General features: G+C 60.7%; 13 protein-coding genes and 1 CRISPR repeat array. Of the genes, 11 read left to right on the forward strand and 2 right to left on the reverse strand.

What is annotated here, in order from left to right:
* Positions 1–510 (forward strand): OmpA family protein, encoded by a 510-nt coding sequence (locus ACLIIZ_RS20390; protein WP_416695419.1) that lies wholly within the window; start codon positions 1–3, stop codon positions 508–510.
* 9 nt (positions 511–519) lie between these two features.
* Here ACLIIZ_RS20390 and hslO read toward each other — a convergent pair whose 3' ends face one another.
* Together hslO and ACLIIZ_RS20400 are read right to left on the reverse strand one after the other, a co-directional pair.
* Entirely contained in the window at positions 520–1,401 is an 882-nt protein-coding gene (gene hslO / locus ACLIIZ_RS20395; protein ID WP_416695421.1) for an Hsp33 family molecular chaperone HslO, read from the reverse strand.
* Positions 1,398–1,763 carry an arsenate reductase gene (locus ACLIIZ_RS20400; protein WP_416695423.1) on the reverse strand — a complete coding sequence of 122 codons (366 nt, stop codon included), beginning with the start codon at positions 1,761–1,763 and terminating at the stop codon, positions 1,398–1,400. Before ACLIIZ_RS20400 ends, hslO begins: the two co-directional genes overlap by 4 nt.
* A 201-nt stretch (positions 1,764–1,964) precedes the next feature.
* On the opposite strand from ACLIIZ_RS20400, the gene ACLIIZ_RS20405 reads away from it, so the two are divergent.
* The 10 genes from ACLIIZ_RS20405 (at position 1,965) to cas2e (ending at position 12,333) form a co-directional block, all read left to right on the forward strand.
* The gene (locus tag ACLIIZ_RS20405; protein ID WP_416695425.1) at positions 1,965–2,573 is read left to right on the forward strand and encodes a M15 family metallopeptidase; all 609 of its coding nucleotides are present in this window, start codon (positions 1,965–1,967) and stop codon (positions 2,571–2,573) included.
* Between the two features lie 99 nt (positions 2,574–2,672).
* Entirely contained in the window at positions 2,673–3,668 is a 996-nt protein-coding gene (locus tag ACLIIZ_RS20410; protein ID WP_416695427.1) for a helix-turn-helix transcriptional regulator, read from the forward strand.
* A 36-nt stretch (positions 3,669–3,704) separates the two neighbouring features.
* Positions 3,705–6,302, forward strand: a complete 2,598-nt coding sequence (gene cas3, locus ACLIIZ_RS20415; RefSeq protein ID WP_416695429.1) for a CRISPR-associated helicase Cas3' — start codon at positions 3,705–3,707, stop codon at positions 6,300–6,302.
* Entirely contained in the window at positions 6,299–7,927 is a 1,629-nt protein-coding gene (locus ACLIIZ_RS20420; protein WP_416695431.1) for a type I-E CRISPR-associated protein Cse1/CasA, read from the forward strand. Before cas3 ends, ACLIIZ_RS20420 begins: the two co-directional genes overlap by 4 nt.
* The gene (gene casB, locus ACLIIZ_RS20425; protein WP_416695433.1) at positions 7,924–8,508 is read left to right on the forward strand and encodes a type I-E CRISPR-associated protein Cse2/CasB; all 585 of its coding nucleotides are present in this window, start codon (positions 7,924–7,926) and stop codon (positions 8,506–8,508) included. Before ACLIIZ_RS20420 ends, casB begins: the two co-directional genes overlap by 4 nt.
* 21 nt (positions 8,509–8,529) lie before the next feature.
* Positions 8,530–9,729, forward strand: coding sequence for a type I-E CRISPR-associated protein Cas7/Cse4/CasC (cas7e, locus tag ACLIIZ_RS20430; protein ID WP_416695435.1), 1,200 nt, complete (start codon positions 8,530–8,532; stop codon positions 9,727–9,729).
* Position 9,730: 1 nt separating this feature from the next.
* Positions 9,731–10,444: a type I-E CRISPR-associated protein Cas5/CasD gene (gene cas5e / locus ACLIIZ_RS20435; protein ID WP_416695437.1), complete on the forward strand. Its 714-nt coding sequence runs from the start codon at positions 9,731–9,733 to the stop codon at positions 10,442–10,444.
* Entirely contained in the window at positions 10,441–11,178 is a 738-nt protein-coding gene (gene cas6e, locus ACLIIZ_RS20440) for a type I-E CRISPR-associated protein Cas6/Cse3/CasE (protein ID WP_416695439.1), read from the forward strand. Before cas5e ends, cas6e begins: the two co-directional genes overlap by 4 nt.
* Positions 11,172–12,065 (forward strand): type I-E CRISPR-associated endonuclease Cas1e, encoded by an 894-nt coding sequence (gene cas1e, locus ACLIIZ_RS20445; RefSeq protein WP_416695441.1) that lies wholly within the window; start codon positions 11,172–11,174, stop codon positions 12,063–12,065. Before cas6e ends, cas1e begins: the two co-directional genes overlap by 7 nt.
* A gap of 37 nt (positions 12,066–12,102) precedes the next feature.
* Positions 12,103–12,333 carry a type I-E CRISPR-associated endoribonuclease Cas2e gene (cas2e, locus tag ACLIIZ_RS20450; RefSeq protein ID WP_416695445.1) on the forward strand — a complete coding sequence of 77 codons (231 nt, stop codon included), beginning with the start codon at positions 12,103–12,105 and terminating at the stop codon, positions 12,331–12,333.
* Positions 12,334–12,400: 67 nt separating this feature from the next.
* Positions 12,401–14,870: direct repeats of the CRISPR family, unit length 29 nt; unit sequence GGTTCCCCCGCATGCGCGGGGATAGGCCC.
* The last annotated feature ends 228 nt before the right edge of the window (positions 14,871–15,098 follow it).

Genomic DNA, 15,098 nt, shown 5'->3' on the forward strand with positions numbered 1-15,098 from the left:
TTGCCGACCACCAAGCTTGCGATTGTCCTCGGCGCCGTACTGTTGCTCGGCGCTTGCGCCGCTCAACCGCCAGTCAGCGAAACCCCGCCGCGGGAAACCACCCCGTCCGTGCGCAGCGAAGCACCCAAGCCAGCCAGCAACCCGGCGCAGGAAGAAAAGGCCGCGATGGCGGCGGTCGATGTCGACAACAGCATCTTCTTTGCGTCATCAGGCAACACGATCGACGCCGAAGGGCGGCAGCGCCTGCTCGAACACGCCGCCCGCCTGAAGGCCGACCCGGAACTGGTCGTCACCCTGGTCGGGCATGCCGACCACCTGGGCAGCCGCTCCTACAACCTGGCCATCGCCGAACAGCGGATCAACGCCGTCTTCGCCGTGCTGCGCGGCGCCGGCATTCCGGTGACCCAGATCCGGCGCGAGGCGGTCGGCTCGGAAGAAGTCAGCCCGGCTTGCCGTTCGCCGCAATGCCGCAAGCTGATGCGGCGCGTGCAGCTGGTTTACCAGAAGTAAGCGGGGAGCTCAGTTGAGCGCCTTCCCCTCGCTGGCAGCGAAGATCGCCGCCACGTCGGCTGCCGTGAAACGGTAATCGCGGTTGCAGATATCGTCGCGGATGAGGATTTCGCCGTGTTCGGCAAGGATCGTCTCGGCGTCGGCGCGGCCAATGCCGCGGATCATGTCGCGCACCTTGTCCCAATCTTCCGGGCAGTGATAGACCACCGGCTGCGGATCATAGACGCGCACGCCGCCAGCGGCGATCTCCTCGTGGAAGAGCCGGCCGAGCAGGGTCTCGGCATCCAGCGTCAGCAGTTCCGCCGGCTTCACCGTCGACGCCAGTTGGGTCACGCGCTGCCAGCCGTCGGCATCGTGCTTGTCCGCCTCCGGCATCTTCTGCAGGAACAGGCAGGCCGCAGCCTGTGGCGCCGCCGTGCAGAACAGCCGCGACGGCTGCTGCTCCGATTGCTCCAGGTAGTGTTCGAAAATCGCCGCGATGCTCTCGCCAACCAGCGGCACATAGCTCTGGTAAGGCTGGCGCGCGGTCGGCAGGTCCAGGCTCATCAATAGCTGGCCGCCCTGCTGCGCGCCGAGCAATTCCGGCACCGGCGCCGGCAGCACCACCGGGTTGCTGCGCGCCATGCCGCGCATCTGCAGCGCCTCGTTGCAATCCATCACCAGCAGTTGCACCGGCCCGCTGCCGCGCAACTGCAGCGTCAGCCGCCCGGGCTGCTTCAACTGGCCGGCGATCAGCGCCGTCACCGCCGCCACCTCGCCGAGCAGTTGCGCCACCGTCGGCTGGTAATCGCGGCCCAGTTGCATCTGCTGCCAGGCTTCGTCCAGATGCACCACGGCACCGCGGATATCCAGCCCCTCGAACAGGAAGCGACGAATGCTGCCGCCGCTCATTTCAGCTTCTCCGCATAGCTTTCCGGGCTGAAGCCGACCAGCAGTTCGCCGCCCAGATCGAGCACCGGCCGCTTGATCAGCGCCGGATACTGCGCCATCAACTGCAACGCCTTCGCTTCGTCGACATCGCTGCGCTCCGCCTCGGACAACTTCTTCCACATCAGGCCGCGCGTGTTGAGCAGCTTCTGCCAGCCGGCGCGCGCCGCCCAGTCCGGCAGCTTGGCGGCGGCGACGCCGGCCTTCTTGTAATCGACGAACTCGTAGGCGACGCCGTTCTCGCTCAGCCAGTGCATGGCCTTCTTCATCGTGTCGCAATTCTTGATGCCGAACAGGGTCGGCTGGCTCGGGGAGGCTGGGTTCATGTCCGGGACTCTGCAGGTAAGGAAGCGGGCCGGGCCCGCGACAAGGCGCAATGATAGCAGCCCGCTTCCGGCGGCCGCAGCCATACGCTGGCGGCAAAAAAGGCGGGAATTTCCGGTAGCAAGATGGCATCATGACATCCGGCTATATCGTTTCTGAAGAACAACGGGGGAAACCCCTTTTGAACCCTGGAGGAGCGAAAAATGAAGATCGAAGAAATGATCCGGGAAGTCCAGCAGGAACTCGGCGTCGGCGTCGATGGCAAGGCCGGCCCGGAAACCTGGGGCGCCATCCACGCCCGCATCGTCAAGCCGAAAGCGGCGGCTCCGGCGGTCAGCGTTGCCGTCTCACCGGTCGACCCGCGTAGCGAAAAGAACATCCTGACGCTGCTCCCGGAAGTCCAGCCAATGGCTCGCGCCCTGGTCCAGAAAGCCGCCCTGCACGGCATCAGCATCAAGGTGCTCAGCGGCCTGCGCAGCTACGCCGAACAGGACGCCCTTTACGCCAAGGGCCGCACCGCCCCCGGCCCGAAAGTCACCAACGCCCGCGCCGGCTACTCCAACCACAACTTCGGCATCGCCTTCGACATCGGCGTCTTCGAAGGTACCCGCTACCTGGCCGATTCCCCCAAATACAAGGCGGTCGGCGCCCTTGGCATGGATCTCGGCCTGGAATGGGGCGGCAGCTGGAAGACCATCGTCGACCAGCCGCACTACCAGCTACGCCCAGCCTGGGCCGCCGATCTGCGCGAACGCGACATGCTGGCCGAACTGCGTGCCCGCACCAGCGCCGGGCGGCCAATCTTCGCCTGAATTGAAATCAGCCGGGTTCGCGCCCGGCTCTTTTTTTGTCTGGCGGCAGAGAGGCACTTGCGATCGACGCCAATTGATCATCGTTGGGAAAGGGAAAAATTGGCGAAAACCGAGCGCTACCAACACATCCGCAGCATGCTCGGCGCCCGCCGTAGCGTCAGCCTGCGCGAACTGATGTCCCACTTCGAAGTCTCGCGCGCCACCATCTTCCGCGACATCGCCTTCCTCCGTAACCGCCTCGGCATGCCGGTCGACTTCGACCGCGAGCTTGGCGCCTATCGTCTGCTCGCCCCGCCTGGCAGCGCCGAACTGCCCGGCGTCTGGCTCACTGCCGACGAAATCCATGCCCTGCTCAGCATGCAGCAACTGCTGGAAAACATCGACGCCAGCGGCATCCTGCGCGACCAGTTACAACCCCTGCGCCAGCGCCTGCTCGGCATGCTCGGCGCCGGCAGCCACACCGCCGAGGAAATCGCCCGGCGCATCCGCATCATCGCCGCCGCCCCGCGCCAATGCCACGCCGCCAGTTTCCAGACCGTCGCCGACGCGCTGCTCGCCCGCCGCCGCCTGGAAATCCGCTACCGCGCCCGGGCCAGCGCCGCTACCACGAGCCGCGAAGTCTCCCCGCAACGCCTCGTCCACTACCGCGACAACTGGTATCTCGACGCCTGGTGCCACACCCGGCAAGCGCTGCGCAGCTTCGCCGTCGACGCCATCGAAAAGGCAAAAGCGCTCGCCACCCCGGCCCAGGACATCGCCGACAGCGAACTCGACCGCCAACTCGCCGCCGGCTACGGCATCTTCGCCGGCAGCGACGTGCGCTGGGCGCGCCTGCGCTTCTCCGCCATGCGCGCCCGCTGGGTGGCCGGCGAACAATGGCACCCGCAACAGCAAGGCCAACTGCTCCCCGACGGCCGCTACGAACTGCGCCTGCCCTACAGCGCCGACCCGGAACTGCTCATGGACATCCTCAAATACGGCCCGGATTGCGAAGTCCTCGAACCCGAAGCTTTGCGCCAGCGGGTGATCGGGCTGCTGGAGGAAACGCGGGGGATGTATCGGGGAGTCGCAGATGGTGAGACTGGGGGCGGGTAGGCTTTGGATTAGTGGCTGTCGTGAAAGTGGGTAATCATGTCAATGAATGAATTTCGGGCATTTGGAAAGTTGTCGTTTGATACCGATGGACAAATTGTTGCTTGGCATTTTCTTGTTGACCACATGATCGATGTGGCAGCCTGCTTTACACGGCTAGCCCAGTGTCGATCAATACGACGCGCCCTGGAACGATGTGCTGGTAGAAAGCTGACCGAACAGGATATTGCCCGCCTTGCCGTGCTGGCATTCCTGCACGACATCGGTAAGGCAAATAGCGGTTTTCAGGCTAAACGCTGGAAAACAAGAATTCCGCCAAGTTGGCCTGTGCAGATTACGGCGGGGCATGGAGTTGAGGCCATCAAACTATTCCAAGTCGCGACATCTGCCGAGGCTGTCGAGCCTTTGATCGAAAAAATCTGTACTTGGGGTGATGCGGTCGATTCATTGTTGACTGCGAGCATCAGCCATCACGGACGGCCGATCAAGGATAGCCCCGGGATCAGTTCAAGTATCTGGAAATCCCATGAAGGGAAATATGACCCCGCTGTTGTACTGAAAGAAATTGCGCGGCGTGCGCCAGAGCTTTACCCAAGCGCTTTTGATAGTGATGGAGAGGCATTGCCGGGCGCGCCAAGTTTCGGGCATCTGTTTGCTGGACTGGTTCAGTTGGCCGACTGGCTGGGATCGGATACACGGTTTTTCCGGTTTTCCGAACCAGGCGAGAGTCGCGCAGAAACCGCGCCGTCCATGGCAGACAAGGCCATAACCAGCCTGGGGCTGGATAGCGACAATTGGCGCGCCAAGCTCGTTGCCTTAGCGCCAAGCTTTGCCGATGTCTTCGGCGGTTTCGATCCTCGTCCCGTTCAGGTGGCCATGAGTGATGATTCCCTCGGGCCTTTGGTCATCCTCGAATCAGAAACCGGCAGTGGAAAAACCGAAGCGGCACTGTGGCGTTATGTTCATCTTTTCCGCTCCGGCTTGGTGGATAGCCTCTACTTCGCCTTGCCTACACGGGTAGCGGCGACCCAGCTTTATCAACGGGTGCAGGACACCCTGAAACGCTTGTGGCCGGAGAATCCGCCCCTTGCTTTGCGTGCGCTACCGGGCTACGTCGCCGCCGATGGCGAAGAGATCAAGGCCATGGCGAATTTCGAGGTTTTCTGGAACGACTCGCCCGACGATCAGAAGGCGCACCAACGCTGGGCCGCGGAAAACTCCAAGCGTTTCCTAGCCGCGCCGGTCGCAGTTGGCACCATTGACCAGGCGCTATTGGGCGCCCTGCAAGTTCGTCATGCGCATCTACGCCATGCAACGCTGGCCCGCAGCCTGCTGGTCGTGGATGAGGTTCACGCTTCCGATGCCTACATGACGGTGCTGCTGGAGCGTTTGCTGAAAGCGCATCTGGGTTGTGGTGGGCATGCTTTGCTGTTGTCGGCCACGCTGGGTTCGAGTGCGCGTAGTCGCTATTTGGCCTTGGCACCCACCGGGCAGTCCGGTTTGATCCGGAACATGCCGTTCGAGCAGGCTTGTGCCGTGCCGTATCCGGCAATTTCGGATTGCCATGGTATTCGGGCTACACCCGGAACAGGGCGCTCAAAGCGAGTGAGTTGGAGCACCCGCGACTGCATCGCAGCCCCTGAGAAAATCGCGCAATTGGCCATTGAAGCAGCAGCGCAAGGCGCCAAGGTGCTGATTATCCGCAACACGGTCCCGGCAGCTGTAGCCACGCTGAATGCACTGGAGAAGCAAGTTCCCGATCTGGCATGGCTGTTCAGCGTCAAAGGCGTGAGAACGCTGCATCACAGCCGTTTCAGTCGTCAGGATAGACCGGAAATTGATGCAGCCATCGAGCAGCAGCTAGGGAAAGCTCGGCCGGCAGGCCCCTTGATCGTTGTCGGTACCCAGACGCTGGAACAAAGCCTGGACATTGACGCAGATTTTCTCATCACCGATTTGTGCCCAATGGATGTGCTGTTGCAGCGGCTCGGGCGTTTGCACCGGCATGAAAACGAGCGCCCGGAAGCCTTTCGCCAAGCCCAGGCCATTGTGCTGACGCCGCCAGGAAACGACCTCTCGCCCATGCTCGCCCGACCACAACATGGCTTGGGCCGTTTCCATAACGGTGGCGGGGTGTATGCCGACCTGAGCATTCTTGAAGCCACGCGACAACTGCTGCTCGAAAAGCCGGAGGTTGTGATTCCTGAGGACAATCGCTATCTCGTTGAGGCGGCAACTCACCCAGACAAATTGCGCGCACTGGAAACGCAATTGGGGGAGGCTTGGCAAGGGCTGGCCCAGAAAATCGAGGGAGACACTGGGGCTCAGAAAGCCTTGGGCTATCTTCATTCGCTGGACATCGAGCAGGACTTTGGCGAAGTCGAGTTTCCTCACGATGTGCAAGTCGCAACGCGTCTGGGTGCGCAAGACAGAGCGGCACGCTTTTTCGGCGTGATCGGTCCCTTTGGCTTTCCGCTCAAGGAACTGCCGATACGGCATTACCTGCTGCCAAAGGATTTGCCGCTCGATGCCGAGCCAAGCGATGTATCCCGTCAGGATGATTGCATTACATTCCGTTTGGGTTCTGCTTCTTTTCGCTATAGCCGCTTGGGGCTCGAACGCCTCAAGGATGAATGAAAACCGCCGGAGGATACGCCGTGACACTACGCTACAACCTGCTGGATGAACCATTGATCCGAACTCGCCTGGTTGCCGATGGTCAGCCCAAGTCTTTCAGTCTGCCGGCTTTGTTTGTTGCCTTGGCAAACGATGAAGTACGCGACTTCCCCGCATTACGCCCACACCAGCGCCACCCATGGCACGCCTTTCTGGTTCAGCTTGCGGCGATGACTTTGCACCGGGCTGGTCAAGAGGAGGTATTCGATACCGAGTCAGCCTGGAAAGAGGCCTTGTTGGGTCTGACGCCAGACGATCCGGATGGCGCCGCCTGGTGCCTGATTTCGCCACACGACCGGCCGGCTTTCATGCAGGCGCCGGTGCCGGGAGGCTCTGTCGGCGGCTGGAAAAACCGGATTGAGGCGGCAGACGAGCTGGACATGCTGGTTACCTCCAAGAACCACGACCTGAAGGCGTCAAGGATGCGGCGGGCGGGGGTGGATGATTGGGTGATGGCCTTGGTTAGTTTGCAGACTCAAGAAGGTTACGGCGGCAAAAATAATTGGGGTATTTCGAGAATGGCAGGAGGCTTCGGTTGCCGCATTGCTATGGGTGCGTCTCCATCTGGTTATTTTGGGAGACGCTGGAAGCGGGACTTATCAGCTTTATTGAATTCTCGGGCCGTTGCAATTGAGACGTATGGGTTAAAGGCAAAGGATGGCCATGAACTACTTTGGTTATTGCCGTGGGATGGCAAAAGCGCCCTTTCCTTTTCGAGTCTTGATCCGTTCTATATAGAGATTTGCAGGCAAGTCCGACTGATTACTGACAATGAATTCGGATTGTCGGCAAAAGTATCTGGCAGTGAAGTTGCTCGAATTGCGGAACACTCTCCCAGGGGAGGAACGGGAGACGTTTGGACTCCAATTGATGCCGCTTCCGGAGAGGCCTTACGAGTTAGATCAAGTGGTTTCGGATACGAGCTAGCATCGGCACTTCTATTTGGACTCAAGTATCGAAATGGCGAATACAAGCAGCCGTCGGCAATGAGCCTGAAGGAGTCAGATGGTGATACGGGAATTGTTGCATTGTTGCAGGCAGTATCTCGTGGAGGGCCCACCGGGAACAAAAGTGTTACTGAGGGGTATCACGAACGCCGCATACCGATTTCAAGAACTGTTCGTAAGCTGATCTGTTCAAAGCAGACAGACCTCCTGGCAAAAATAGCAGGCGAGCATGTTTATGCCATCGGTGAAATACGCCAAGTCCTTTGGGTTGCTCTTGCGACCTTATTTAACCGAGGCGCAGATCAGGAGTTTTCCAAAAACACCAAGGATTGTGCCGGACTCTGGGCGGATAAATTCGAAGAGGTCGAAGACGTCCGATTCTTTGATGTGCTGAATGCAGAGCTTGAGTCAGACCAACCAGACACCGAGCATTTGAACTGGTTGCTCTCCATGGCTTCTTCCGCTGAAACCATTCTGAAAAATGCCTTTTCCGCAGGCCCGCAGTGCGGCGAGCAACGCTATCGCGCCCAAGCGGCTGCGCTGTCCCGTTTCCATGCCGGTTTGCGCAGCACGAAGACCCTACCGGTACTTGCCGAGTACTACCGCCAACAATCTACCAACAAGGAGCTTGCCCTATGAGCATCCATGATGCCGATTCATCGGAACTGCCTTTGCCCGAGGCGAGTGCTGCCCCGAGGCAGGAAAGTCCGCTTGCGAAACTCGCCCATATCATTACCCAGGCTGCACGTTTCAAAGGCGATGCGCATGGCCTGGATAACGGCGAGCGGGCGGCGCTGGCCCGACTTGATCCGGACGCGGAGTTGCGTCCCCATCAGATTGCGGCGCTTTCGCGGGCTTTGGTGTACGCCGGTTTTTCACCCGAAACCTGGCAACCGGAGACCTGGCAACGCTGGGGAACGATTGCGCATGGCATGGCGTTGGCAGGCCACGATGCAAGCCAGAGGCTGGGTAAACAACTCAGCGATGCAGATGTTTCCGAATCGCGTGTCACCAAGCTGCTGACCGCCCGAGGCGATGCCTTCCGCCAGCTTCTTCCCCGCCTGCTTCGCCTGCTTGCAAGCAAAGGCAAGGCTCCGAACTGGTTTGATCTGGGCGATCTGGTCCTTCATCAGGGGCGCGATGAAGAGGCCGCCGAAGCTACGCGACTACGAATTGCTGGCAGTTACTTTTCTGCCGAAGCCAAGAAACCGAAGCACTAATTCACTTATTGGAGCCTGATCATGCAAATCCCGCGCTTTATTCAAATTCACACCCTGCACACTTACCCGGCCGCGCTGCTGAACCGTGACGATGCCGGTCTCGCCAAGCGCCTTCCCTTGGGGGACGCGGTTCGTACCCGGATTTCCTCGCAATGTTTGAAACGTCATTGGCGCGTGACCGAAGATGCCTTTGCCTTGGCGAATCTCGATGTGCCTATGGGCATACGGTCACGAGGCACATTGGAGTTGATCGCCAAGTATTTGCAGGAAAATGGCCTGACTGCACCACTGGCGCAGGCCGCTGCTGAAGCTTTGCGGGATGCTGGCTTGCTTGATAAAGGAGGCAAGGACAAGAAGGGAGAGGACGCTTTGAAAACCGGACAGGCGGTATTGCTTGGCAAGCCGGAAATTGACTACCTGGTGAATCGCTGTACGGAACTGACGGAGGGAAATGCCGATGAAAAAGCGTTGAAAACGGCGATTAGCGAATGGCTCAAAGGCAAAGACGAAAAGAAAAACATTGAAGCCTTGAAGCACGGCAGCGGGCTGGAGTCAGCCTTGTTTGGCCGCATGGTGACCTCTGATTTGCTGACGAGCCGTGACGCAGCCGTCTACGTTGCCCATGCCTTCACGGTGCATCAGGCTCAGGTCGAAAACGATTACTTCACGGTGGTGGATGACCTTCTTCAGGATGCTGGCGAGTTGGGTTCCGCCGGTATTTTCGATACCGAACTCGCCTCAGGGCTTTATTACGGTTACGTGGTCGTGGATGTGCCGCAACTGGTGCAGAACCTGGAAGGTGCGGATTTCAAGAAGTGCTTTGCAGATGGCGCATCTCCAGAACAGCGAGCCTTGGCTGCCCGGGTTGTGCAACATCTGTTGCACCTTATCGCCACGGTCAGCCCAGGCGCCAAACGCGGCTCGACAGCACCCTTCGACTGGGCGAAGTTCATGCTGGTGGAAGCAGGCGATTGGCAACCGCGCAGCTTGGCCGCAGCTTTTCACAACGCCTTGTCTCTGGACGACAACAGCGCGCCCATTCGACAACGGGCGGTGGCCAAGCTGACTGCGGAAATTGCCGCCATGGATGATGCCTACGGCGCACCGCTGGCTCGTCGTTTTCTGTCTGTTGATCCCGTCAGTGTGCCGGGCGCCGAGCGCCTGAACCTGACCCAATTGGCCGATTGGGCGAAGGGAATTATCGAGCAAGGGGCTTGCTGACATGCCACGCCATCTTTTGATGCGCCTGGAAGCTCCGTTGATCGCCTTCGGTGGGGAAACCATCGACAAATTTGGCGTAATACGGGATTTTCCTGCGCTTTCCATGGTGACCGGCCTGCTGGCAAATGCGTTGGGGTATAGACGGGAGGAGAGCGGGTTGCATGAACGTCTCCAATCACGTTTGTTAATTGGAGCAAGATTGGACAGTGATGTTCAGCGGTTAACCGATTTCCAGACCGCGCAGCTAGGCAAAGACGATTTGGGGTGGACTACATGGGGAACACCCGAGGGACGGCGGGGCGGGCCAGACGCCTATTCCTCCCCACATCTTCGTTACCGTGATTACCACGCCAGCCTGAACGTTCTTGTCGCACTACGTCTTGAGCCAGCGGCAGAGACTCCAACGCTGGATGATCTAGCGCAAGCACTTGATCGACCGGCGCGCCCCTTGTTCATCGGGCGGAAGAGCTGTTTGCCCAGTCGGCGAGTATTTGCCGGTTGGCAGGATGCAACGAACATCCTTGAAGCCCTGAAAGCCGTTCCATTTCCCGAGAGCCCCATCCGTTTGCGCTTGCAATGGCCGGATGGCGAGGGCGTTCTGGCTGGTGATCGCGTTCTGGATTTGTGCGATGAGCGCAATTGGTCCAGCGGTGTTCACGGTGGGTGGCGGCCCGTACGGGAAGGGGTATTTGATGCGCCGGGGGGGGCAACATGACTTTTCAGTTATTGCGTTTGCAACCGGACCCGGCAGCCCTGGCACCGTGGGCCACGCGTCATGGTTTGCTGTCACCGGATGGTGATTTCGGCTATGCGCTGCACGCCCTGCTTTGTTCCGCTTTCGGCGATCTGGCACCGAAGCCTTTCCATTATCTGGGAGGGCGGCAGGGCTTGCTGGCTTACACCTCTGCCGACTTGGAAAGCTTGCGTTTGAACGCCGCGCTGGCAACTCCTGATGTGGCCCGTGCCTTGGGGCTTGATGCGCTGGATGCGCGCCCATTCCCCACTGCTTGGAAAACGGGGCAACGGTTGGGCTTTGAGTTAAGGGTTCGTCCGGTGGTGCGTAGTAAGGAAGGAGGGGAGCGCGATGCCTTCCTGCACGCTATAAATCCTGCGGTCGACCGCGAAAAAGACGCAAAAATTGGAAGCTTGGCTGAGCGAACAGCGGTTTATACGGACTGGCTGGTCAAGCAACTGGCTATCGATGGTGCGGCCGAAGTTGTCGATGCCCGGATGGAATCGTTCAAGCTCACGCGTGTATTGCGCAAAGCAGGGAACGGTGAAAACGGCAAACGAAAAACTGCCAGCATTAGCGGGCCGGATGTCGTTTTCAAGGGGCAGTTGCTGGTCGGTGATCCAGAGGCATTTAACCGTCTGTTAGCCAGAGGGGTGGGGCGACATCGCGCGTTCGGTTTTGGCATGTTGTTGCTCAGGCCGGCCAGCGCATGCTGAAAGGGCGACTTGGGCTGGAAACGGCCCGCGTTCCCCATGCGGATCGCCATGGGCTGATCTGGCTGGAACGCGGTGAACTATGCGTGATTGATGGTTGCCTGCATTTCATGGCAGGCAAGGAATCGTTGAAGCCCTATGTCTTGCAGGTGCCCCATCAGGCGGTTTCGATGATCCTGCTCGGGCCGGGCAGTAGCGTGACGCATGACGCTCTGCGCCTGCTGGCAAGACACGGAACCCTGATGGCGGCTGTCGGGCAGGATGGGGTTCGCACTTACACGGCGCCGCCACTGCTGCCGGATCGTTCGGACGTGGCTCGTCGTCAGGCCGAGCTATGGGGGAACCCACGTCGCCGCGTCAGCGTTGCACGGCACATGTATGCCTTGCGCTTGGGCGAGATTTTGCCGCACCGTGATCTGGATACGCTGCGCGGCATCGAGGGCGCACGGGTCAAGGCGATTTATCGTTTGATGGCGGATAAATACGGTATTCCCTGGGATGGGCGGCATTACGACAGAAATAATCCAGAGGCCACGGACATACCGAATCAGGCGATCAATCATGCGGCTACGGCCGTTCAGGGGGCTGCTGCCATCGCCGTTCAGTCGCTGGCTGCAATTCCGCAGCTTGGCTTTATCCACGAGGACTCCGGGCAGGCATTTGTGCTGGATATTGCCGATCTGTTTCGCGACACGGTCACGCTGCAAATTGCTTTTTCGGTGGCAAAAAAAGCGATCAATGGGGACCAAACCAGCATCGACCGCCTGGTCAGACGCGAGGCGTCTACGGTGTTTCGGAAGCAGGATGTCATTGCCAGCATGATCGACAAGATCAAACAGGTATTGCGGACGGAGGAAAGCGATGGCGCTGGTAGTGATAGTGACGCGTGATGTGCCTTATCGGTTTCGTGGGTTTCTGGCATCGGTCATGTTGGAAATTGCGCCGACGGTCTACATCTCGCCCCGAATGAATCCTGGCGTGAGGTCGAGAGCCTGGGAGACCTTGGAAGGCTGGTTTTCGGCTGAGCCTCAAGGAAGTGTCGTAATGGTCTGGCGGGACATGAATGAAACGGGTGGGGTTGGCATCAAGACTTTGGGCGAGCCACCAAGAGAACTCGTAGAGGTAGATGGCCTTTGGCTCGTTAAACGGGTGTTGTAGAGTGCTCTTTAAAAATTCGGATCACTTTTGATGTTTTCTTTTGTAGATCATAGGGCTATCTACAAGAGGTTCCCCCGCATGCGCGGGGATAGGCCCGGCTGACCGCCGAGAAGAACGGGATACACCTCGGTTCCCCCGCATGCGCGGGGATAGGCCCGGTAAGACCCTTTACACGCTGTGGCATGTCCGGGTTCCCCCGCATGCGCGGGGATAGGCCCTCGGGACTGGCCTTGTAAGGCGTGCTTTGCTGGGGTTCCCCCGCATGCGCGGGGATAGGCCCTGTAGCGGTCAGGCCAAGCGTGGCCAGAATGAGGTTCCCCCGCATGCGCGGGGATAGGCCCCTTTGCCCCCACACAATCGGCCAAATAATAAAGGTTCCCCCGCATGCGCGGGGATAGGCCCGTGAATGGGGTGAAAAATGGCGTTTAAGCCTGGGTTCCCCCGCATGCGCGGGGATAGGCCCCCGCGAGGCCATCGTCGATTACCTGCGCACGCGGTTCCCCCGCATGCGCGGGGATAGGCCCAAATATCGGCGAGCTGGTCGCGGTAAAACATGGGTTCCCCCGCATGCGCGGGGATAGGCCCGCGACGGGTGAGCGCCTGCACGTTGCAGGGAAGGTTCCCCCGCATGCGCGGGGATAGGCCCTCGGTCAGCAGCTCCCGCAGGCGGCGATCGCTGGTTCCCCCGCATGCGCGGGGATAGGCCCGCACCTGCAACACTCTTAATACTCGATTTGAGGGTTCCCCCGCATGCGCGGGGATAGGCCCGTGGCTCTTTCCAGTCTTGGTGTAGCGTTCTCGGTTCCCCCGCATGCGCGGGGATAGGCCCCGGGAAGGGGGCATCCGTGGGGGTTGTAACCTGGTTCCCCCGCATGCGCGGGGATAGGCCCGCGCTATACGGCGGCGAGTGGGGCGCCAAGAAGGTTCCCCCGCATGCGCGGGGATAGGCCCACGCCCGGTAAGCGCGTTTATGCCATGTTGGTGGTTCCCCCGCATGCGCGGGGATAGGCCCACGACGGCGTGCCTGTCACTTTTAACGCAAGGGGTTCCCCCGCATGCGCGGGGATAGGCCCCTGCAGCGCGAGGATCTGCACGAGCTCGAAGAGGTTCCCCCGCATGCGCGGGGATAGGCCCTAGGCTTTGCTGCAACGGTTGAAGCCCACCGGGGTTCCCCCGCATGCGCGGGGATAGGCCCGTTGGAGAACAAGATGAGCGACTACCCGATTGGGTTCCCCCGCATGCGCGGGGATAGGCCCAATGACTACGTCGATGCCGCTGCCCTGGTGGCGGTTCCCCCGCATGCGCGGGGATAGGCCCTGAGCCTGGACGTTGAGAAAGGCTGTTGTGAAGGTTCCCCCGCATGCGCGGGGATAGGCCCATTGACGGCCATTGCCCCGGACTGGCGAAGCCGGTTCCCCCGCATGCGCGGGGATAGGCCCGTCCGCGAAAACCGCGCAGAAATCCTCGATACGGTTCCCCCGCATGCGCGGGGATAGGCCCCGTCCGAACCGGATTTTTACGCGCCGTGGAATGGTTCCCCCGCATGCGCGGGGATAGGCCCAGCCATCACAAACGCCACCGCCGGGACGTGGCGGTTCCCCCGCATGCGCGGGGATAGGCCCTGAGCCTGGACGTTGAGAAAGGCTGTTGTGAAGGTTCCCCCGCATGCGCGGGGATAGGCCCGATGCAAGTAACCGGACGCCGCGCGAGGCGGAGGTTCCCCCGCATGCGCGGGGATAGGCCCTGGACAGGGCCGCTGCCGCGCGTGCGGGGAATGGTTCCCCCGCATGCGCGGGGATAGGCCCCGTAAATTCCACGTCGCGGCGATTGGCAAGCCGGTTCCCCCGCATGCGCGGGGATAGGCCCGAATCGGAGCTGATGCAGGTGCAAGCCGAAGTGGTTCCCCCGCATGCGCGGGGATAGGCCCGTGATGGCCCTGGCTGTCCGTAAGGGATACATGGTTCCCCCGCATGCGCGGGGATAGGCCCCCCTGCACGGCACCGACAAGCTGATCCATGAAGGTTCCCCCGCATGCGCGGGGATAGGCCCTCGTGCTGTTTTCTGCGGTTCCGTTATTGTTTGGTTCCCCCGCATGCGCGGGGATAGGCCCATGGGGTTCAACACACATACGTGCAACACATCGGTTCCCCCGCATGCGCGGGGATAGGCCCCAGTCGAGAGGACTGGCACCCGGCCGACATCAGGTTCCCCCGCATGCGCGGGGATAGGCCCGTCACCGGCGCCGGCGCGCCGACCGTCAGTCCGGTTCCCCCGCATGCGCGGGGATAGGCCCGGCAGCGCCGACGAAAACCTCCTCAACACCGTGGTTCCCCCGCATGAGCGGGGATAGGCCCTCGGCTTCGGCACCCAGGTCATCGAATGGTTTGGTTCCCCCGCGTTCGCGGGGATAGGCCCCAGGCCGTAATGGAATCCGCCTACCTTCCGGCGGTTCCCCCGCGTTCGCGGGGATAGGCCCGTTGAGGAGTTCCGCACCTGGGGCCCGCTGCTGGTTCCCCCGCTGACGCGGGGATAGGCCATAGCGTCGAGCGGCAGTGCCGAGCACATCCTGGTTCCCTCAAGAGACGCCATGGTAGGCAAGATTCGACGGCGCTGCCACCGATCCTCTCAACCGGCAAATCTAGCAGCCTGTCGGACTAACTCTTTCCTGATGGGATAATGGCAGCGAGCCAACCGAACCGAGCCAGAGAGATGAGCCGTTTCCATCCTGTTGACCGCCAGACCGGCTACCTTTTACCGCCCTCGCT

It is taken from the genome of Azonexus caeni (assembly GCF_048146105.1).
Taxonomy (GTDB): Bacteria; Pseudomonadota; Gammaproteobacteria; order Burkholderiales; family Rhodocyclaceae; genus Azonexus; species Azonexus aromaticus_B.